We start from the raw sequence: 20,106 nt of genomic DNA, 5'->3' as shown, positions 1-20,106 counted from the left end.
AAAAATAAATAATTATAGTAACTGTTTAAAAATTTCTAAAAATGAAATTAAATAAAGAAAAATAGGATAAATTATAATATTTCTTGAATAATATCTCCATCAGATATAATTCCAACTAATTTACCCTCTTCAACAACAGGAAGCTGATTTAAAATGCCTGAAGAAGAAACACCTTCTTTCATTATTTTAACTGCATCTTCAAGACTGTCTTCAGGTGAAACAGTAACGACAGGCTTAATCATAATTTCATCCACACTAGTTCCCAACTCATACTTGTCAAGAATTAGATTATGACCCACATCAGTAGCAGTAATAATACCAATCAAGTTATCATCATCTACAACCGGAAGAGAACTTATTTTATGTTTCATCAGTTTTTCAAAAGCATAAACAACGTCTGTATCTGAAGTGGTTGTAATCACATCAGTGGTCATTATATCTTTCACTTTCTTGTTCAACATTATCTATTCCTCCAAATTTATCTAAAATATCATTTATCATGATATCAATTGTTTCGTTAATATCCACATTATCAATAATGTGTGAATCATGAATTTTGGCTTGTTCTATTAAAAAGCTTTGAGTTTTTCTGATAGTATCAAAATTATCCATATATCTCTCAAGAGACCTTTTAACCCATGGCTGGCGGCATCTTGAATAAAATCTTTGTTTATGGGATTCTTCATCAGCCACTATTAAAGTAAAAACTATGATATTATTATTTTCCATTAAATCTTTTCTAATAAATCCAGGAACAACATGAACTCCTTCAATAATTGTACTTATGCCCTCTTTAGCTGATCTTTCAATAATCGCTTCAATACCCACATTTACAACATCAACATGACTAATGAATCCTTCAATAACAGAGTCTACCCTAATGGAAGGAGTTCTAATACTTTCATGTGCATCAAAGCTTGACTTGTGAATAACAGGACTTAATTCTTTAGAGACTATTTTTCTCATGACTTCCCGAATCATATCAGTTCCTATAATATTTTTTAATCTTAACCTATTTGCAAGCTCAAAAGCCATAGATGAAGTACCAACTCCTGAAGCGCCACCGATTAATATAATTAAAGGTTTTTTTGAAATTCTAAGTGATCTCCAATTTTTATATTTATTTGCGATTTTTGGGTCAAATCCTTCAAGATACTTTAAAACAACATCCGCCAAATCAGAGCTAAGAATTTCTGTAATGTTATTCTTAACTAATTCTGATTCAATATCACTAGCAATATCGTGAGCTCTTTCTGTTCCAATATCCGCCACATTAAGTGATCGAGACAATATTCCTTTGGAAAAAGGCTCTTTATATTTTTTACCATCGACATCACCGACAACCCAAATCATAGTAATCACATGCATTAATAAATATGGTTAAATATTGTATGTTATTGTTAAATAAAATTTGTTATTTGATTTTTCAAAAAAAAGAAAAAGAGAATGAATAAAAATTATTCATCTAAAGATATGAGGCTTAAATCATAATTAGAGCCATCTTTTATATCAATCAAAACTGCCCCATTGTCTTTGAGCATACCAGGATTAGCTACCTCAGTAGTTTTTCCTATTTTACTAATTGATTTTGCTTCATGAATATGGCCGCAAAGATTTATTTCAGGCTCAAATTCATGTATGGATTTTTGAATTCCAGGACTTCCCACATGCTCACCATTTGCAACTCTATCCGCATCAGTATTAAAAGGCGGTGCATGAGTAACCAATATTTTTACTTTTGGTACTTCAGAATTGTAAACATAGTCATAATTAGCTAATAAATCATAAACAGCAGCATAAATCTTGTCATCATCCATTTCACCAGGTGTATCAAATGGAGTAGGATTAGATCCGCCGAATCCAAACAATATTGCATCCCCATAAGCAATAATATTATTGTGAAGACAGAATGAAACCTCATTGATAGCATTGCAAATTCCTGTTGGATCGCAATTTCCCGGAATTGCAATTACGTCAACACCGCAATCAGCTACTTTATTAATAAAAGTGCTAACGAAGTCTAAAGGTCCAAAGTCTGTAATATCCCCCAAAATTAAAACTAAATCAATGTCATTATTATTTAAGTAGGTATACAAATTTTCGTTTTCTTCACCGTGAACATCGCTTATTGCTAAAATTTTAGTCATATTATCACCATTATTCTTCTAAAAAGAAAGATCCCATTTCTTTTAAACCTACCTGAAGGTCAGGCTTATCTCCATGTAACTCAACTGTAACATCATCATTGAATTCGATAATGAGACCATTCCATTCCGCAATTTCTTGAACTCTTTCTTCGGCTAGAGGAACTTTTAAATTAATTCTTCCAGTAGTCAAACCTGGAGGGGCATTAACAAGGAATGTTGATTTTGAATCTGCGAATTCAAATACTTTTTCGCCTCTCATTACTTTTTTAAGTAACTCCATCCATTCATCAACATACTCCTCTCCTTCCTGTTCAGCCATAGTTAGAAGAGTTCCTTGAATGTTATTTAAAGACATTTCGGCTTTCGCTAAACCATTAATCAAATCAGGATGGGAGGGATCTCTTTTGTATGAACTAATCGTAGATCTAATCAATCCCATCTCAGGGTTAATTCCACTAGGTATCTCATATCCTTTTTGATTTAAATCTGTAATGAGATGATGAAGAACTAACCAGTTTTGTTCAGAGGGCAAACTCATAAATGTCCACCTATAATTTTTAAAGTAGTATGATTAATCTTAGCATCAGCTTCTTTTAATTCTTGTTCTATTTCACTAACATTCTGATAAGAATCTAAAAATAATACATGATGAGTTGAAGTACCTGCAATATTTAGTATTGCAATTTCATCACTTTGTTTTAATTCTCTTTTTTCAATAGTTGCTTTAAATTGAACATATGGTTCGTATTCTTCTGGAAGGTCAGAATATTTGAATATACCATCTAAGGTTGCTAAAAACATAATTCACCTCTAATAATTTTTAATTAATTTTATCTAAATCCTCATATATAAAAGTACTTACGAATTATTCGTATCTATTCAAACAAAAAAATTCTTAATAAAAAAAAGGTTATCTAAAGATAACCGAGAACCGAAATGTGTTTTCAGTGCCTAAAATAAAAAAAAATAAAGGATTAAAAATCCTTTAAATCTATTCACCTAATGCTTTTTTGATAGCAGGAGTTGCATCAATTTTTTGAGCATCGAATGTTAATTCTTCAGGTGATAATCCCATAGCTAATCCGTATAATTGAGCTAAGTGGAATACAGGAAGTGCAAAGTCAGTTCCGTATTTTTCGTTTACTTCAGTTTGACCTTGGTCAAATTGTAAGTGGCAGAATGGACATACGTTAACAATTGCATCTACACCAGCTTCGGTCATGTGATCGAGTTTTTCTTTGGTGAAACTAGTAGTTACATCAAGGTCTCTAGATCTTAAACCTCCACCTGCACCACAGCACATCATTTTATCTTTGTAGTCTACAGATTTAGCACCGGTAATTTCTACAAGATCATCTAAAATAGATGGGTTTTCTGCGTTATCTTCAATACCAATAGTTTTGGTAGGTTTTAAGAAGTGGCATCCGTAGTGAACAGCAACATTTAAATCTAAAGGTTTTTCAATTAATGAAGCTAATTTTTCAAATCCAACATCGTCTCTTAAGATTTGAGCGAAGTGTTTAACTTCAACAGTACCTTTGAATTCTCTGCCAATTTCAGCTAAGTTAGCGTTAATTTCTGCTTTTTTAGCTTCATCTTCTTTTAACATGTGGTTACATTCAAATAATGAACCGAAACATCCGTTACATTCGGTCATAATGTCAGCGCCAATGTCTTCAGCAAGAGTTAAGTTACGAGCTGCGATAGTAGCCCAAGTTTCTTCATCAAAAGAACCAAATACACCAGGAGCAGGACAACAAGATGCTCCTTCCATGTCTTTTAATTCAATATCTAATGCTTCGAATAATTTTCTGGTAGCTTTTTCAACACCAGGATAACGGTTGTTCATGATACAACCTAAGAAGTATGCAATTTCCATATTATAACTCTCCTAATTAATTTATTCTTTTAATCCGCCGGTTGCTTCATCGTAACCGATTAATTCGTCGAATCCTGTAATTTTACATATTTTTTGTACTTCTTCTAATGCTTCAGGATAAGCATGAGTAGTAGGTGGAATTTCAGGAAGACCGATTTTAACTCTTAAAGCTTTGGTAGCATCGTTGATTGGTACACCGTGACCAGTGTTCATTACAAATACACCTGTCATTTTGTGTGGTTTTGCCATGTATCCTGCGTGAGCAGCGATGTTACGTGCTTTTTTAATAATTTCAACAATTTTAACACTTCTGAGACATCTTTCTTGGCAAGTGTAACAAGTAGTACACATCCATAAAGCATCATCAGAAATAACTTCTTCTTTTAATCCTAATAAACATTTTCTGACAATTTGTCTTACTTTGTATGGAGTTCTTCTTCCAGAAGGACAACTTCCACTACAAGTACCACATTGGAAACAGTGTTTTACAGTTTCGATTCCAGCATCGATGAACTCAGCAGTGAAATCTGGGTCACGATTACTATCATTTAATAATTCTTTATCAGTTAATAAAGTCATATTATCTCCTTTTGTATCTTTATTTGATTTTTCTTCAACTTTTTGTTTAACATCTTCTTCAATGATTTCAACAGCTTCCTCAACTTTTTCTTTGATCTCATGAAGCTTTTCAACTTTTTCTTCTAAAGGTTTTTCCTCAAATTCATGAAGTTTTTCAACTTTTTCTTCTAAAGGAGTCTCCTTTATAGTATGAAGTTCCTCAACAACTTCTTCTTTTAAAGTTTCGATGTCACTTTTGTCAGCTACTGGTTCGTCTTTTACTATTTCCTCTTTAGGAACAGTAGTTTTAGTACCAGAGACGACGTCATCATTTACAATTTGTGAAGATGTAACTTCGACATCATCAGATGTGTTTGAAACATCGGCATTGATGTCTTCCTCAGTATCATTTTCTCCTTTGAATAGAGTTTTAAGACGATTTAATATAGACATTGAAAACACACCTCAGATAATCATAGGATAATTTCCTCAAATCTATAATTATATTCTTTAAAAGAACATATATAAAGGTTACTAAAATTTTTGATAGTGTAATCTAAATGATTACACCTAATGAAAAATTTTTATAAACCTAAAATAATAAATGATATATTAAAACTGATTAGGAAAGAAGTAAATGATGAAAAAATTTGAAATCAAATCACATGATGGGCCTGGAAGAATTGGAAAAATTGACGGAAATTTAACACCAAAAATCTTTCACAAAGAGGATTTGAAAATTGCTCCAAATGAGGGGTCTGCATATAACATCGACCGTGAAATTGCTGAGTTTAATGTAAAAGAAACACTAAGATTAGCAAAAGAGCATGTTAATGATGCGGATATTGCAGTTATTCAAGGCTCCAAATATACTGATTTAAGAATTGAATGCCTAAAACAGCTCGAAGAGATTGGATATAATGGATTTATAATTGCCAATGGCGATGCACTATTGACCAATCCAAAAGAACTAGTTGAAATTGTTGTTTCTCTTAAAAAAGAAGCTCAAAAAAGTAGTTACTTCATATTTTCCTTTACAGAACTTTCATTTATGCCTATCCTGACATATATAGGAATCGATGGATTTTTGGCTGATTCAGCAAACTATTACAGCCACTTAAATGTCCTTCAAACTCCAACAAAAGCTTATGACTTAAACAAATATCCTATTTATGAAAATATCACACAAGAGGAACTGGAGAAAAAAAATATAGAAAATATGGAGTTTGTAATTAAAGAAATCCATGCACACATGAAAAACAATTCATTGAGAAATCTGGTAGAAGAGAGATCTGGAACAACACCTCAGAATATCTCAACTCTAAAAATTCTCGATAGAACACAAATGGATTATCTGCTTGAATATTCACAATTATTTTAAAATCTCAAATGATTCTATAATATTTTTAAATTGTCTTTCAGACTCACCAGATACATCCAATGTTCTTAATTCAAAAATAAAGATATCCCCTTTTTCAATAAAGACATACGTATGAATATCAAAGTTGATTTCAGGAGTATCCATATTTGCATGCAGCTTTATTGCATCCTTTCCTGCAATTTGGACAAAGTCAGAAGCGATAATGACTCCACCATCATCCGAAATAGCATCTTCCATAAATATTTTGTAATCATCAAGATTGGTTGCAGTTGGAAACATTACTGCATTAATTAGATTATCCTGACCTTTAGATAGAGTAGCGATACAGTCAGGATTGGATAAGATATCTGCCTTTTCAACTTCCCATTCATTAGGATATTCGAAAGTGATTTTGCCTGTGTTGAAGGTCCTCATGAACTAGTCCTCATTTTTTGATTCAATATCAATAGTTTCAGGAGCTTCATCAATGGTGTCAATGTATTTTGAAAATGGTTCCGGAAGTTTTGGCATTACTTCTTTTAAAATTTCAGCTGCATCAAGTTCTAAGGCCTGTCCTGAAAGCAATTGTTCAACATCAAAGTCAAAGTCAAACGGTTTAAGCAAATCATCAGTTGGTACCCTTAAATTAATCTTATGTTTATTTAATATCATTTTAAGAGTGCTTGTGTTTCTAATTTGCTCATTCATGTCTTCGACAGTACTTTTTATATCATATGCTATAGCTTTATTCTTCTCATTTACATCATGTTTTGATTTTTCGATGGATTTTTCCAAATCCTTGACAAGCAAAGCGTTTCTTCTGTTGATGTTGTCACGGGCTTCATCAATCACAACATTGATGGCATTTAAAATTGATTTGTTAAGCTCAACATTATAAGCTAAAATCATTTTATTTTTATAATCAAGTTCCTTAAAAATAGCTACTCTTTCATCATCGATTCTGGTAATCTTTTTGTTTAACTCATGAATTTCATCCTTAGCCTTTAGGAGTTCTTCCTTATCTGTCAATTGTTCTTTTAAAGAATCAACATCATCAAAAAATGAACCTTTAAGGGTTTGAATTTGGTCCTGCAATATTGCTATTTCATCATCCTTTTCCTGAATAATCTCATCAAATTCCTGAAGTTTTTCTTCTGAAAACTGATTGTTGATTAAGTCTTCATATTCTTTTTGCGCTAAAACTTTCACCAATTCGTTATCTTCGAATTGGTCCTCTTTTTTAAGGCTGACCTGTTTTTGCTGAGACTCTTTTTCTACAGTATTTCCATCTTTATCTTTACTAGTATACTTTTTAGTATAAACTCTAACAGTACGAAATTCATCACTTTCCATTTAAAACACCACTCTATATTAATAAATAGATTAGTTTAATTTAAATAGTTAATTATTATTGATACTAAAAAAAGAAAAAAAGAAAAAAAATAATTTTAATCATTTATCTTCATTTTCAATCCACAACAACATCGCCTCTTCAATAGCTCTCGAATACCAGCCTGTCTTGAACAGCATCTTGGAGGAGGCCAATCTGCGAAAATTCAAGTCAATGTCATTATTGATGCTGATTGTAACACGTTTGTTTTTAGACATAGAAATAGATTGTTCACAATAGTTAATAAATGTTTTAGTGTCTTTTGAGGTCATTTTAAGGTGTGAAAATGAATATTGGATTTTTTTAATAAAATTATGAAATAAAAAAAAGTTAAAGGAGAAATCAATCTCCTTTTTACAATAACTCCTATGTATCATCAGTTATTTCACTTGCACAGAAACGATATTGTCATTAAACTCAAAATAATCAATACTAGCATAATAATATTCTTTATTTAGCATTAATGCTTTTCTTCCAAAAATATCTTGTCATCATTGCATAATTTATACAAGTCAAATATTAAGCATTTCTATTAAAAAAAAATATTTACATGTTTGCAGAAATTAAATTATGTTTATTGTTAATTATTAATTTTTATACAGATAAATAATTAAACATTTAAATTTTGCATAATAGTATACATTTTAACTAATTTTTAGAAATATTTATATAATAAAACATTGATTAAAATAATCATTGTTTATCAAACAATACCATCCGAATTGCAAATTGAGTTGTGAAGAATATGAGATATCTAAAAATAATCTGCTTTTCAATGATAATTTTAATCTGCTGCTTATCTCCAGTTATTTCAGCTGAGATAAATGAAGATGAAAATGATGCTGCTGACTTAACTGCTAATAATACAACTGATTTAAGAAACCATAATTACCTCGATAAAAAATATCCCCGTTTTCACGTGTTTTTTGTGAATAATCCAGAGGGAATCTACTCTCAAAATGACGACATATACTTTGAAATCACATTTGATCCCAACTTTCATGGCCCCCCAGATATTTATTTGGATAAGGAATATATAACTACAGTTTATCCGGATGACGGAAATGTCGTTATTGGATTTGTCAATTATCATTTATCCCCCGGAAAACATCGGGTTGAATGTGAATTTGATGGTGATGACAATTTCTTTATAGAATATGGTGGTGCAGATTTTTATATAACATGAAAAATTGTTCATTTCATTTATTGTAAAAAAAAATAAAAATCAAATCACCGATTTAACAGGTAATCGGTTGAAATGATGAAAAGTTTAAAAAGGATAATCCTCATAGTCAGGATATACACGGTCAGGATGTTTTGTCATTAAAATTCCTACCTCTTCCTGAGTTATACCATCTTTATAAAGCATTTCATCCCCTTTAACTTGTAATGCGAGAGCATACGCTTTTGAAACAAACATTGGAACTTTATTCCAAGGACGGTGCATAGCTACAGCCTTAACAATTTCATCGATTTCCCAATCAGGATGACTCATGAACAGTTTGGCATAATTAGTTATAAAAAACTGATCAGACGGTCCTTTGAAGACTAAGCTACTAACGTTAGGACCCTTAATTTTTAAATCAGTACCGTTTAAATTAGGACCTTTAATGTCTAATTTGATAGTGCTATTGTTGGTAGCATTATTTGAAGTTTCATTGCTTTGAACTGTGCCATTATCATCTGCAGTAATGTTTTCGATTGCAGATGCAGTTGCATTTTGATCTATGACTATTGTAGTGTTGTCAACAGTTACGTTTTGAGTGTCATTTTGTAAAAAGTCTTGGTTCTGTGTTGCATTTGCAAGATCACTTGAAGCGCAAACGCAACTTATCCCGCAGGATATAATAAACAAACATAATAATGATAAAAGTATTTTTTTCATATTTTGTCTTCCTATAAACTGTTTTTAAATAAATAAGTTTATTTCAATTAATTATTAATTTATAAGAGACCATATATAAAGCTAATCGAATGTAAGTACTCACTTGCATGTTTAAATGATAAAATAATGAATATCAATCAGTTATTTTTAAAAATATGCATCAATACATAATTATTTGTAGCTACAGCAGAATATCAATATTAAAATAAGTTTTAAAAAATGGAATAATGATAAATTTAAAGGAAAAATTTAATTCCCTTAACTTTTAACAATGTTTATGCCTGCAGTCGATCCGCCATATTTACTGTTTCCGCCATAAGAGCTCCCAACAGACAAAACTCCTGAATCAAAATCGACAACTGAAATTTTAACTTGGCCTAACTTATCAGTTTTTAAAACAGTTTTCACACCATTCACATTAAACACGACATTAGCACCTTTAATTGCATTACCATTTTCAAAATTGATTAATGTTGCAACAACCTCACCAGCATACTTATCATATACATTGGATATGACAGTCGGCATTTTGCCTTCAACAATCTTTATTGAAGCGGTTGACTTGAAGTATTTACTGTTACCCCCATATGAAACACCTCCATTGAAAGTGTTTGGATTCACATCACCAATTGAAAACCTTGCTTTTCCATTTTTTGTTTTTAAAACTGTTTTTACACCATTTATGTTAAACACAACATTAGCGCCAGTAATGCCAATACCCGTTTCGGCGTTGATTAGTGTAGCGACCAGTTCCCTAGTTTCAGAATCATAATAAAGTGAAATGCTTGTTGATATTTTATTTACAACAACATTGAAAGTTCCGCTTGATGCACAATACTTGCTATTACCATTATAGGAAACAGCAGCTTCGTAAGTGCCAGGAGCCAAACCGGAGATACTTACTTTAGCTTTACCATTTAAATCAGTTTTAGCAGTGTATTTCTCACCATTAACAGTGAATATTACATTAGCACCCTTAATATACTGACCAGTGACATTGTTAATTAAAGTAGCAACAAGTTCACCGGCATTATAGGCAATTGAAAGATTAGTTTTTGCCTTGTTTACTATTACATATGCTGTGGAGTTTGAAGGCAAGTATATGTCATCCCCAGCATAGGATATAGTTGCTGCATAGTTGCTTGGATTTAAATTATTGGGAATGGCAATTGAAACTTCACCTTTAGAATCAGTGCACTCTTCATAAGATTTGTTATTTAATAATACTGTAATTTGCGCTCCACTTAACACATTTCCCTCAATGTCTGTTAATGTTATAACTAATTTTTCACAAGCGCCATAAACAGTAGTTAAATCCGGAGCATTGATTACAGTTGCCACAGGAATAAAAGTACAATTTACACAATCAACACCACTAACATCATTATTAACAAAAGTACATCTCACAGCAGAACCGCTAAATATAGCTCCACCACCATAATCCCCAGCAGAATTATTAATAAAAATAGAGTTAACAGCAGAACCGTCATACATAGCACCTCCATACCTAACTGCAGAATTATTAATAAAAGTACAGCCATCAGCAGAAGAAACATAAGCCATAGCGCCACCATAATCCCCAGCAGAATTACCAATGAAAGTACAGTTCACAGCAGAAGAACCCTTACCAGAGAAAGCACCCCCATAATCCCATGCAGAATTATTAATAAAAGTACTATTAATAGCAGAATAACCTGCCATGGCCCCGCCATACCTTGCAGAATTGCCAATAAAAGTACAATTCACAGCAGACCCGCTGGACATGGCACCACCACCCTGATTAAGAGCAGAATTACCAATAAAAGTACAATTCACAGCAGACCCGCTGGACATGGCACCACCACCCTGATTAAGAGCAGAATTACCAATAAAAGTACAATTCAAAGCAGAAGAACCCCTACCATAAATAGCACCACCAGAAGCAGCAGAATTACCAATAAAAGTACAATTCACAGCAGAAGAACCCTTACCATAAATAGCACCACCAGAACCTGAACTGTAAGAATTCATAAAGCAAATATTGTTAAAGATTACATTTGAAGAGGTAACATTAAAAATCCTTGTTTGATTATTTCCGTTTATTGTAAACCCGTTTCCGTTAATAGTTATTTTTTTATCAATAACTATTCCCTCTTTATAATCGGAATCATCATCACGATAAACATAATTTCTAGTTAAATTCAACTCACCAGTTGCATTAACTATTTCATTAGCTAAATCTGTAAATGTCCCATCAGAATTACTTTCAAACAATCCTTTATCCTCATTTAAATCAATTATTGCCTCATCATTATTACTACTGAGTAAATCCGATGTACCGTCAGTTATTTCACTTGCACTGACGTTTGATATTGCCAATAAACTCAAAATAACTAATGCAAGCATCATAATCTTTTTATTTAGCATAAATGTTTTTCCTCCAAAAATATCTTTTCCTCATTACATATTTGTATAAAATTAAAATATTAAGCATTTCTATAATTATCAGCTTACCCTGATTATGGAAATGTCATTATTGGATTTATCAATTATCATTTATCCCCCGAGACCCATCGAATCGAGTGTGAATTTAATGGTGATGATGATTTCTTCGGAGAGTATAGTACTACAAGCTTTTATATAAAATAAAAAAAGCTTTTTAATTAATTTATTCTTATCCACATTTATAAAAAAAATAGCCACAAACTATTATTTATAACGGAAGCCCCTTGTCCAAAACTTTTTCCCTTAAATGATTCAAATCAGAGGAAATTATTGATAACTTCTTATCATCAACATATGTGGTATAAACCCAGCTATTGCCCGTATGCTCAAGATCATATTTTTTCTCATAAACAATTTCTTCTTCAACATCCGGCCACTTATTAACTCTTTTTATTCCAGAATAGAATGTTTCAAAATTAGGATTTCCCTTTTGACCCTCTACAAACCACTTAATAGCCAAACTAGGATCGATTCCATTGTTAAAAGCAGATAATACAATTGATTTATTAAATTTATATTCATTTAAAATAAGTAATATTTTATCTTCAAGGTGCTTATATGAATAACTGCCATATTTCAATTTACTATGTAACAATAAAGATTTCAATTTGTTGTTCCTTTTTTCAAGAAGCAGTAAACGTTCATGAACGGATATTTTATTCACCACCTTACATATTAACTATTTATCACTTTAACATATTAAATATTTCCGATTAAAAAAAAATTAGTAACAATATCCAACTAGACAAAGCCCCCAAAAATCAATGCCTAAATGAGGAATACATGAAGTGTATAAAAATTATTGAAAAAAATAAAAATAAAGCATTAAAAATGATTTTTTATTATTCAAAAACTTTAATGGAAAAATATTGATGAACAAATCAATAAAAATATTGCAAAAAAGGTGTAAAATAAAATAAAAACCTTTATATATAATAAAAATATAACTAATAATCGATGTGAATAAAATTTCATGTCTAATGTGAACATCAGTCAACCATTTTATAATCTCCAAAAAATGTTTAGAATATGTTTCATTAAAAAAAAGGAAGTAGAAAGAAACACTACTACTTCCACTCCCCCCTTTAAACTAATTTTCATTGAGAATTTCTGGATTAGCTCCGGCTATCTCAACCAAATATTCAGCTTCAACAATGTGGAGTTTGGATGGAATTACAATACAATGGAGAGGCCCTCCAAAATCATAGTCTATTAATTCTTCAATTTTACCTGCTTTTACAACAACGTCCCTAGACCCGACACGTGCAATGCCCATAGCTAAAGTATCTTCTGTAATTAGTCCTTCACGGTCCAAATCGTTTTTAATGCTAATCAAATATTCCAAGCCTTCATTGACAGTCATGTACCTGTCTTTATGAGCCTGAATATCCAGCAAAACAAGGGTATGTAAATCCATTTTCAGATTCTCTTCAATAGCCTCATAAGGGGATTTTGGATAAAAATTATAATCCGGAAATGGAATTGTAGTAACCTTGCCGAATTTGTATCCCTGAAGACCTGAAATGGCCGGTGCAGAAGATAATATTGAAGATCCATGAATAATTTCATAATCAATTCCCTTTTTAGAGCACTGAACAATGAAATCACTGTGGGTTGTGGCAATTAACGGATCTCCACCAGTAATTAAAGCAACATCAGAAGTCTTAGCCTCTTCAATAAATTTGGATTCCTCTTCAACTTCACCCCTGACTAAAACTTCTATTTCTTTTCCTATTAACTGTTCAATAGCTTCAAAACTGGAACCGAATAATCTAGATGTGAAAAATTCGGCATAAATCTTGTCAACATTTCTTAAGCATTCTAAACCTTTTAAAGATATATCCTTTTCATCAAATAATCCTAAACCCACTAAATAAAACATATTATTATATATATTGAAAAATTATATAAAGCTTTTAGAATCCCACTATTTAAAAACATATCTCCCTATTGAAAAGAAGTTTCGCCGAAACCTACAAGCAGAAATCAAAACCAAACTTAAAATAATAAAAATGACATAATATCATCATGGAAAACATTTTCAGTAATGGGTAAACCCTGGAAGACAGATGGAATGGGATTTTGCAAAAGTTTTTGCAATTATATTGATGATTGTTACTCATTATTTTGCTTTTTGTACATTTGGTGACATTGACTACGATACAGAGATACTCATAGTGTTCATATTATGCCAATGTTCCGCTCCCATTTTCATGTTTGCAATGGGAATCGGAATGGCATATACCCGACACAGCTCACCGAGAAGTTTATTATTAGGGGAATCAAATTATTATTACTTGGTTTAATAGTCAATACACTATATTTCCTTTCCAACTATGGTGCCGGAGTTCCAATGGAATATGCCCTATTGTCTTTTTTAGCAAATGACATCTTGCAATTTGCAGGCATAACTTTCATTCTGATGGGGATTTTTAAAAAATTAAATATGAGAACCATTGAAATATTCATAATAAGTATTTTATTATCTTTAATAGCAACTTATACTCCCGATTTTACCATAGCCAACATGTACCTAAATCAGCTGTTGGGTCACTTTTTTGAAACCATTGGCGACTATATCGTTAGTTGTTTTCCTTTATTTAATTGGCTTGTTTTGCCTGTTTGCGGAATGCTGTTTGGTGAGAATTTAATCAGATGCAACAATAAAGAAAAATTATATAAAAAGATTTTCGAAGTCTCAGGCCTTATGGCCTTAATAATGGTAATTATAGGATTTTTATCTTTAAGAGGCATGTTTTCCGTTACAGGAGGCACAGTTCCTGAAAAATTAGCATATCTGCATATATCAATACCGGACATTTTTATTTTAATTATAATTGCCCTTTTTATTACTTCTATTTTTTACTTCATATCCAAAAAATGTTCGTCAACAATCAATAATCTTGTTAAAAGAACAAGCGGAAACGTTACAATAATCTATATTATCCAATGGATACTGATTCTTTCTTTAACATATCTGTATCCTTATCTATTTATTGAAACCAATTTGTTTATTGCAATTGCAGTTTTATTATTGATTATTATTGCTTCTGTTGTACTTGCTGAGATATATGTTAAACTTAAAAATTATCTAGTTTGAACTTATACCTACTCATCACCATTTAACACATATCTTAAATAATAATTTAAACATAAAAAAACTTATGAAATGTGTAAAAGTTCCATTAAAGCAATTGAATGATATTCGTATAAAATTAATGGAAGAAGGTCTAATGAACATGGACTTTCGAATAAAGGCTGAAAAGGATTATGGATTTATTCCCATTAATGATGATGTTGATGGCTTCGAAATTGTTGACATTGCCCTTGAGCCAATTAAAAAGGTGCCCCATAGCTTTTCTGAATTGCTCGAAGATGAATTAACATCAGATGAAATAGAAACCCTCAGGACATCTTTCGACACAATAGGCGATATCGTCATTTTAGAAATTCCTGAAAATTTAGAATCAAAAAAACAGATTATCGGGGATGCTGCACTGAAGTTTACCAAAAGAAGATCAATTTATATGAAAAGAAGTGCAATCAAAGGAACAACACGTGTGCGTGATTTGGAATTTTTATCCGGAGTTGACGATTCCGTTACAATTCACAGGGAGCATGGCGCAAGATTGAAATTGGATGTCCGTGAAGTTTATTTTTCACCAAGACTTGCAACTGAAAGGAAACGTGTAATGGAAAGCGTTAGAGATGGTGAAAAAATACTTGACATGTTCTGCGGAATCGGACCATTTCCAATAGTTATTGCAAGAAATAAAGATGCTGATATTGTTGCTGTTGATATTAATGAATCCGCAATCAGATATTTAAATGAAAATATTAAGCTCAATAAATTAAAAGGACATATTGAAACATACACCGGAGATATTAATGAAGTGAGCAAAGGCTTTAAATGCAAATTTGATAGGATAATCATGAACTTGCCAGGACTTGCCTATACTTTCCTTGACCTTGCTGTTGATTTGATTGAAGATGATGGAATAATCAATTATTATGAATTTTCTGATTCATATGAAACCGGAATAAAACGACTGAAAGATGCTTGTTTAAGGAAAAACAAGGAAGTCGAAATCATCAATGCACACAAAGTAAAATCAACATCACCGGGTGAATGGCACATAGCGATTGACGGTAAAATTAAAAATACCTGAATCGCGTCAATACTTGAAAAAATAAAAAAAAGCAATGTTTTGAAATATAACAAAACATCAACTAGATAGGGTCAATGATTCCCTTTTCAGTAATTATACCTGTAATAAACTCTTTCGGAGTGATATCAAATGCAGGATTGATTACTTCAGTTCCTTCAGGACAGATTCTGGCCCCTCCATAGTACCTTACTTCATCACCATCCCTCTCTTCAATAACAGTATCAAAGATGGATATTTCATTGTCAAATGTGGAGTATGGAGCTGCAACATAAAATGGAATATTATGATATTTAGCGGCCAATGCAACCATAAACGAACCAACCTTATTTACAACACCGCCTTTAGCTATTCGATCTGCACCGATAACCACTTTATCAATTTTGCCTTGAGACATTAAAAATCCTGAAGCGACATCAGGAATCAGTTTGACAGGAATGTTTTCCTGCTGCATTTCCCACACACTCAAACTAGCACCCTGTCCACGGGGACGAGTCTCATCACAAATTACATTAATATTTTTCCCCTGTTCATGTGCTGCCCTTATAACTCCTAACGCAGTTCCATAATCAACGCATGCAAGAGCTCCCGCATTACAATGAGTTAAAATCGTATCTCCTTCATCAATGACTTCAGCACCATATTTTCCAATGGCCCTGTTTGTTGCCATATCCTCTTCATACATTTTTAAAGCTTCATCGAGTGGATTATCGCTATTTAATACTCTGTCAACAGCCCAGAATAAATTGACTGCTGTTGGCCTTGCAGCCTTAATTTCTGCCGCTGCTTTTTCCAAATCAACACCTTCAATATCCGCAAGAGCCATACCAAATGCTGCAGAAACACCAATGGCAGGAGCACCCCGAACAATCATGTCACGAATAGCCACAATTACATCCTGATAATTATCACAATACACATAAGTAAGTTCATCAGGAAGTTTTGTTTGATCAATAAGTTTTAATTTATTTTCTTCCCATTCAAGTGTTTTCATTATAACACCCTTATAATTAAAAAAATATTATAAAAAAAGTTGAAAAGCATAATTAATTGTTAGTTTCTAAGTCCAATTTTTAGACAATTTTTTTAATTATGCTCTCCGCCTAATAATATCCAAAACGGATTGATTAGAGATGTATTAAAAATACATCTAATTATATCTTTTACTAAACTACTTTATAAATCTTTATATGAATAACACAATATATGCTTGATTTTAGAAAAACCTAAAAATTATGCATTTTCAGTCATTATAGGCACTACCTGTTTTTTACGGGAAACGACTCCCTCAAGTAAAACTGTGTTATCTTCTAATTTAACACCATATGCCTTTTCAACTAAACTTGCATTTTTCCCAAGTGCAATTACTTGAGAGTTGCTGTTAACAATATCAGTGATTAAAAGCATGAATAAATCCAAGCTTTCCTCTTCGATAATTTTGTTCATGCCCGCTTCCAAATCTTCTTTCATTGCCATGACATCGCATATATCAGCAGTATTGACCTGATTTACAATTGATTTGACATCTTTAAAGTCAATTTGTTTTGCATCCAATGCCAAAATCTCATCAATTGAAAAGCTACTTAAATCTGTACCTGCCTTAAGCATTTCCAAACCATATTCTTCAGCATCGATTTCAGCAATTTCAGCGAGTTTTTCTACTGCTTTTTTATCATCTTCAGTTGTGGTAGGTGACTTTAAAAGCAAAGTGTCTGAAATGATTGCAGACAACATCAAAGTTGCAATCTCTTTTGTAATTTCCACGCCATTCTCTTCATATAATTTGCATAAAATTGTTTCTGTACAACCAACAGGTTCAAATCTTAAGAATAAAGGGTATGAAGTTTCCAAGGCCAATTTATGGTGGTCAACAACTTTTAGAATGTTTGCATTTTCCAAGTTATCTACAGACTCTGCAGGAGAGTTGTGATCAACCAAAATAACGTTGGCGCCATCTTCAACACTTTCCAAAAGTTCAGGTGCTTCAATGCCTAAATAGTTTAAAATAAATTCTGTTTCTTTGTTAATGTTACCTAATCTGTAAGCTTTAGCTTCACTGTTACCTAATTCTTTTTCTAAGTTAGTCATTACTAGACTTGATGTAATTGAGTCACTATCTGGACTTTTATGTCCAAAAACATAAGTTTCAACCATATTATCCTTTCCTTAAAAATTAATATTACTTATTAAATTATCTTTTTCATCTATATTTAATATTGCGATAATCAGAAAATAATAGTTGATGCCACCTACTCAAAACAGAATCTTTCAAAATATTTATCTTAAAGTAAAATTAAATATATAACCATAAAAGTATTATCGGAGAGTAAAAATGGGTAAAACTAGAGTTGAATGGATTGATTTTGTACGGGCAATAGCTATCCTGACTGTCTTGTACATTCATGCAACCGACGGGATTTACATCATCTCATCAGATGCAATTATGAATTATACCATTTATTCAAGAATATTCAATTTTGCATCACTATTTATTGGCCGTATTGGTGTTCCATTCTTTTTAATGATTACAGGTTATCTTTTGCTGGACAGAACCTACGATGATGACCGTGTTCGTAAATTTTGGCAAAGTAGCTGTAAAGGCCTGATAATTGTCACTGTCATTTGGGCAGTAATTTATGCAATCTGTTTGCAGTTTATTACTGTTGGAAGCGGGCAAGTGAACTTTTCCGAAGCGGGAAACCTATTCTTTAGCCACATGTGGTATATGCCAATGATTATCGGAATGTATCTTTCAATGCCTTTTGTTGCCAGTGCCCTGAAACACTTTGACTCAGACACCATCTGGCAGGCAACAGTAGTGTTTTCGCTTTTGGCGTTCCTACTGCCATTTATCACATTATTGCTGGACATGCACGGCATTCAAAATGTAAATATCCAATATTGCCTTGGATTCAGTGGAGGAATTTATGGAATTTACATAATTCTGGGATATCTTGTTAAAAAAGAACAATTCAAAAATATTTCAAGCGGCAAATTAGGATTGCTTGCAGTCATATCATTTGCAATTTGTATTTTATTCCAGTATTATGCATTTACAAAAAGCTATAACTTTTTCTTATGGTATGAATTCCCATTTATTTTAACAGGGTCATTTGCATTATTTGAGTTGTGTTCAAGGATGGAAACAGTTAAAGCGTATCCTGCTGTTACATTCCTGTCCAAATATTCATTTGCAGTATTTTTAGTGCATAACATATTCAGATTGCCATTGCTCCCATTAGTTGTGCAATTGCCTTTCTCAGAACCTGTTAAAGCCATAATCCTTTGGATTCTGTTAATAATCTTCAGTTATATTACCGTTGTAATCATTTATAGAATCCCTAGATTTGGAAAATACATATTGTACATGAGATAATTAATCCATTATCTCTTTTTTTATTTCTTTAAATGCACTTCTTGCCTCAGGTATGGGGAATAATGGGTAGATATGAAACAATCCACTGCCAGTTATTAATCTTACATCAACACCTTCTTTTTTAAGATTCTCCACATATTTCTTAATGTCTTTGTAGAATATCTCATCTTCTCCCGCAAATATTAACGTTTGAGCCAAGTTGGTATTGTCCCCAAACAAAGGGCTTACCTTCCAATCTTGAGTGTCTAACTCACCGGCCCATGATTTTCCCATTTCCTTAAGCCCAATTTCACCTAAAATAGGATCATTTTCACTGTCATATGGAGGATTGCTCATTGAAAGGTCAACCCATGGCGAAAATGTTATTATCTTTTTCGGTTGAGGCAAATCTACAACATTTAGATATTGGCAGAATGAGTGGACAAATCCTCCGCCTGCGGAATCGCCCATCAAAATCAAATTATCCCTTAAAATCAGCATTTCATACAACTGCCGGACTATTTCATATGTTTCATCAGCTTTATGATTAGGGGCGAGCGGATAAACGGGCGCCAATACATAAGCATCCGCTTTTCTTGATAGGAAAAAGCAATATAACAGATGCTGATAATTTATTTCCATAACGTAAGCCCCTCCATGTATGTATAAAATAGTATTTTTGGCATTTTTATCTCCAAAAGTGAAGACCTGAGTTCCATTAAAGTCAACACTTTTGAAAATGCTTTTGGGAGGCTTGTCTGGAGAACCCAATTTATCATTTAAGAAATCATCTGCATTCTCTTTTGAATCCATGAACTTAAGTTTGGTAGACCTTAAAATGGATTCCTCTATTTTTGCAACAAGTGATTTCTTATTAGACAT

At 32.2% G+C, this 20,106-nt stretch carries 23 protein-coding genes; 6 read left to right on the top strand and 17 right to left on the bottom strand.

From position 1 onward, the window contains the following. Positions 1–71: 71 nt before the first annotated feature. From IJI93_RS07505 to hdrC, 7 genes are all read right to left on the bottom strand, one after another. Positions 72–464 (bottom strand): CBS domain-containing protein, encoded by a 393-nt coding sequence (locus IJI93_RS07505; RefSeq protein ID WP_292821806.1) that lies wholly within the window; start codon positions 462–464, stop codon positions 72–74. After that, positions 424–1,353: a 2-phosphoglycerate kinase gene (locus tag IJI93_RS07500; RefSeq protein ID WP_292821780.1), complete on the bottom strand. Its 930-nt coding sequence runs from the start codon at positions 1,351–1,353 to the stop codon at positions 424–426. The genes IJI93_RS07505 and IJI93_RS07500 overlap by 41 nt, the downstream gene beginning before the upstream one ends. Positions 1,354–1,457: 104 nt before the next feature. Continuing rightward, positions 1,458–2,147 carry a metallophosphoesterase gene (locus IJI93_RS07495; protein WP_292821778.1) on the bottom strand — a complete coding sequence of 230 codons (690 nt, stop codon included), beginning with the start codon at positions 2,145–2,147 and terminating at the stop codon, positions 1,458–1,460. 10 nt (positions 2,148–2,157) lie between these two features. Beyond that, a complete protein-coding gene (locus IJI93_RS07490; protein ID WP_292821777.1) occupies positions 2,158–2,685 on the bottom strand; it encodes a DUF2096 domain-containing protein in 528 nt (175 codons plus the stop codon). After that, a complete protein-coding gene (locus IJI93_RS07485) occupies positions 2,682–2,948 on the bottom strand; it encodes a DUF749 domain-containing protein (RefSeq protein WP_292821775.1) in 267 nt (88 codons plus the stop codon). Before IJI93_RS07485 ends, IJI93_RS07490 begins: the two co-directional genes overlap by 4 nt. A gap of 190 nt (positions 2,949–3,138) precedes the next feature. Then, positions 3,139–4,026 carry a CoB--CoM heterodisulfide reductase subunit B gene (gene hdrB, locus IJI93_RS07480; protein ID WP_292821773.1) on the bottom strand — a complete coding sequence of 296 codons (888 nt, stop codon included), beginning with the start codon at positions 4,024–4,026 and terminating at the stop codon, positions 3,139–3,141. A 21-nt stretch (positions 4,027–4,047) separates the two neighbouring features. Beyond that, complete coding sequence (gene hdrC / locus IJI93_RS07475; RefSeq protein ID WP_292821771.1) at positions 4,048–5,037, bottom strand: CoB--CoM heterodisulfide reductase subunit C; 990 nt, start codon at positions 5,035–5,037, stop codon at positions 4,048–4,050. A gap of 184 nt (positions 5,038–5,221) precedes the next feature. Here hdrC and IJI93_RS07470 point away from each other — a divergent pair, with 184 nt between their 5' ends. After that, on the top strand, positions 5,222–5,965 hold the full coding sequence (locus IJI93_RS07470; RefSeq protein ID WP_292821770.1) for an archaeosine tRNA-ribosyltransferase: 744 nt from the start codon (positions 5,222–5,224) through the stop codon (positions 5,963–5,965). Here IJI93_RS07470 and IJI93_RS07465 read toward each other — a convergent pair. The 3 genes from IJI93_RS07465 to IJI93_RS07455 form a co-directional block, all read right to left on the bottom strand. Beyond that, positions 5,957–6,379, bottom strand: a complete 423-nt coding sequence (locus tag IJI93_RS07465; protein WP_292821768.1) for a hypothetical protein — start codon at positions 6,377–6,379, stop codon at positions 5,957–5,959. The two genes, IJI93_RS07470 and IJI93_RS07465, sit on opposite strands and share 9 nt — an antisense overlap. Positions 6,380–6,382: 3 nt before the next feature. Beyond that, complete coding sequence (locus IJI93_RS07460) at positions 6,383–7,297, bottom strand: hypothetical protein (protein WP_292821766.1); 915 nt, start codon at positions 7,295–7,297, stop codon at positions 6,383–6,385. A gap of 99 nt (positions 7,298–7,396) precedes the next feature. Beyond that, positions 7,397–7,552, bottom strand: coding sequence for a hypothetical protein (locus IJI93_RS07455; protein ID WP_292821764.1), 156 nt, complete (start codon positions 7,550–7,552; stop codon positions 7,397–7,399). 527 nt (positions 7,553–8,079) lie between these two features. On the opposite strand from IJI93_RS07455, the gene IJI93_RS07450 reads away from it, so the two are divergent. Further along, a complete protein-coding gene (locus tag IJI93_RS07450; protein WP_292821762.1) occupies positions 8,080–8,520 on the top strand; it encodes a hypothetical protein in 441 nt (146 codons plus the stop codon). Between the two features lie 84 nt (positions 8,521–8,604). On the opposite strand, the gene IJI93_RS07445 is transcribed toward IJI93_RS07450, so the two are convergent. The 4 genes from IJI93_RS07445 to dph5 form a co-directional block, all read right to left on the bottom strand. Next, a complete protein-coding gene (locus IJI93_RS07445; RefSeq protein WP_292821760.1) occupies positions 8,605–9,219 on the bottom strand; it encodes a hypothetical protein in 615 nt (204 codons plus the stop codon). Between the two features lie 258 nt (positions 9,220–9,477). After that, positions 9,478–11,625, bottom strand: coding sequence for an Ig-like domain-containing protein (locus tag IJI93_RS07440; RefSeq protein ID WP_292821758.1), 2,148 nt, complete (start codon positions 11,623–11,625; stop codon positions 9,478–9,480). 286 nt (positions 11,626–11,911) lie between these two features. After that, the gene (locus tag IJI93_RS07435; protein ID WP_292821756.1) at positions 11,912–12,367 is read right to left on the bottom strand and encodes a hypothetical protein; all 456 of its coding nucleotides are present in this window, start codon (positions 12,365–12,367) and stop codon (positions 11,912–11,914) included. 426 nt (positions 12,368–12,793) lie between these two features. Continuing rightward, complete coding sequence (gene dph5, locus IJI93_RS07430) at positions 12,794–13,585, bottom strand: diphthine synthase (RefSeq protein ID WP_292821754.1); 792 nt, start codon at positions 13,583–13,585, stop codon at positions 12,794–12,796. A 187-nt stretch (positions 13,586–13,772) separates the two neighbouring features. Between dph5 and IJI93_RS07425 the strand changes: the two genes are divergently transcribed. The 3 genes from IJI93_RS07425 (at position 13,773) to IJI93_RS07415 (ending at position 15,872) form a co-directional block, all read left to right on the top strand. Next, entirely contained in the window at positions 13,773–14,009 is a 237-nt protein-coding gene (locus tag IJI93_RS07425; RefSeq protein WP_292821752.1) for a heparan-alpha-glucosaminide N-acetyltransferase domain-containing protein, read from the top strand. Between the two features lie 47 nt (positions 14,010–14,056). Further along, positions 14,057–14,803 carry a hypothetical protein gene (locus IJI93_RS07420; RefSeq protein ID WP_292821750.1) on the top strand — a complete coding sequence of 249 codons (747 nt, stop codon included), beginning with the start codon at positions 14,057–14,059 and terminating at the stop codon, positions 14,801–14,803. Between the two features lie 64 nt (positions 14,804–14,867). Then, the gene (locus IJI93_RS07415) at positions 14,868–15,872 is read left to right on the top strand and encodes a class I SAM-dependent methyltransferase family protein (RefSeq protein WP_292821748.1); all 1,005 of its coding nucleotides are present in this window, start codon (positions 14,868–14,870) and stop codon (positions 15,870–15,872) included. Positions 15,873–15,933: 61 nt separating this feature from the next. Here the strand turns inward: IJI93_RS07415 and mtnA are convergent, their stop codons facing one another. Together mtnA and IJI93_RS07405 are read right to left on the bottom strand one after the other, a co-directional pair. Next, a complete protein-coding gene (gene mtnA, locus IJI93_RS07410) occupies positions 15,934–16,863 on the bottom strand; it encodes an S-methyl-5-thioribose-1-phosphate isomerase (RefSeq protein ID WP_292821746.1) in 930 nt (309 codons plus the stop codon). Positions 16,864–17,102: 239 nt separating this feature from the next. Next, a complete protein-coding gene (locus IJI93_RS07405; RefSeq protein ID WP_292821744.1) occupies positions 17,103–18,023 on the bottom strand; it encodes a manganese-dependent inorganic pyrophosphatase in 921 nt (306 codons plus the stop codon). A gap of 178 nt (positions 18,024–18,201) precedes the next feature. Between IJI93_RS07405 and IJI93_RS07400 the strand changes: the two genes are divergently transcribed. Beyond that, the gene (locus IJI93_RS07400; protein ID WP_292821742.1) at positions 18,202–19,245 is read left to right on the top strand and encodes an acyltransferase; all 1,044 of its coding nucleotides are present in this window, start codon (positions 18,202–18,204) and stop codon (positions 19,243–19,245) included. Here IJI93_RS07400 and IJI93_RS07395 read toward each other — a convergent pair whose 3' ends face one another. Next, entirely contained in the window at positions 19,246–20,106 is an 861-nt protein-coding gene (locus IJI93_RS07395; RefSeq protein ID WP_292821740.1) for an alpha/beta hydrolase fold domain-containing protein, read from the bottom strand. It lies immediately after the preceding gene.

Source organism: Methanobrevibacter sp. (genome assembly GCF_017431965.1).
GTDB lineage: Archaea > Methanobacteriota > Methanobacteria > Methanobacteriales > Methanobacteriaceae > Methanocatella.
This window is presented reverse-complemented; position numbering and strand designations above follow the sequence as displayed.

Coding starts and splice junctions, on each gene's coding strand:
- IJI93_RS07460 (WP_292821766.1), bottom strand. CDS start 7,297: ATGGAAAGTGATGAATTTCGTACTGTTAGAGTTTATACTAAAAAGTAT.
- IJI93_RS07495 (WP_292821778.1), bottom strand. CDS start 2,147: ATGACTAAAATTTTAGCAATAAGCGATGTTCACGGTGAAGAAAACGAA.
- IJI93_RS07500 (WP_292821780.1), bottom strand. CDS start 1,353: ATGATTTGGGTTGTCGGTGATGTCGATGGTAAAAAATATAAAGAGCCT.
- IJI93_RS07425 (WP_292821752.1), top strand. CDS start 13,773: ATGGAATGGGATTTTGCAAAAGTTTTTGCAATTATATTGATGATTGTT.
- IJI93_RS07470 (WP_292821770.1), top strand. CDS start 5,222: ATGATGAAAAAATTTGAAATCAAATCACATGATGGGCCTGGAAGAATT.
- hdrB (WP_292821773.1), bottom strand. CDS start 4,026: ATGGAAATTGCATACTTCTTAGGTTGTATCATGAACAACCGTTATCCT.
- IJI93_RS07440 (WP_292821758.1), bottom strand. CDS start 11,625: ATGCTAAATAAAAAGATTATGATGCTTGCATTAGTTATTTTGAGTTTA.
- IJI93_RS07485 (WP_292821775.1), bottom strand. CDS start 2,948: ATGTTTTTAGCAACCTTAGATGGTATATTCAAATATTCTGACCTTCCA.
- IJI93_RS07450 (WP_292821762.1), top strand. CDS start 8,080: ATGAGATATCTAAAAATAATCTGCTTTTCAATGATAATTTTAATCTGC.
- IJI93_RS07465 (WP_292821768.1), bottom strand. CDS start 6,379: ATGAGGACCTTCAACACAGGCAAAATCACTTTCGAATATCCTAATGAA.
- mtnA (WP_292821746.1), bottom strand. CDS start 16,863: ATGAAAACACTTGAATGGGAAGAAAATAAATTAAAACTTATTGATCAA.
- hdrC (WP_292821771.1), bottom strand. CDS start 5,037: ATGTCTATATTAAATCGTCTTAAAACTCTATTCAAAGGAGAAAATGAT.
- IJI93_RS07490 (WP_292821777.1), bottom strand. CDS start 2,685: ATGAGTTTGCCCTCTGAACAAAACTGGTTAGTTCTTCATCATCTCATT.
- IJI93_RS07395 (WP_292821740.1), bottom strand. CDS start 20,106: ATGTCTAATAAGAAATCACTTGTTGCAAAAATAGAGGAATCCATTTTA.
- IJI93_RS07405 (WP_292821744.1), bottom strand. CDS start 18,023: ATGGTTGAAACTTATGTTTTTGGACATAAAAGTCCAGATAGTGACTCA.
- IJI93_RS07445 (WP_292821760.1), bottom strand. CDS start 9,219: ATGAAAAAAATACTTTTATCATTATTATGTTTGTTTATTATATCCTGC.
- IJI93_RS07400 (WP_292821742.1), top strand. CDS start 18,202: ATGGGTAAAACTAGAGTTGAATGGATTGATTTTGTACGGGCAATAGCT.
- dph5 (WP_292821754.1), bottom strand. CDS start 13,585: ATGTTTTATTTAGTGGGTTTAGGATTATTTGATGAAAAGGATATATCT.
- IJI93_RS07415 (WP_292821748.1), top strand. CDS start 14,868: ATGAAATGTGTAAAAGTTCCATTAAAGCAATTGAATGATATTCGTATA.
- IJI93_RS07420 (WP_292821750.1), top strand. CDS start 14,057: ATGGAATATGCCCTATTGTCTTTTTTAGCAAATGACATCTTGCAATTT.
- IJI93_RS07455 (WP_292821764.1), bottom strand. CDS start 7,552: ATGTCTAAAAACAAACGTGTTACAATCAGCATCAATAATGACATTGAC.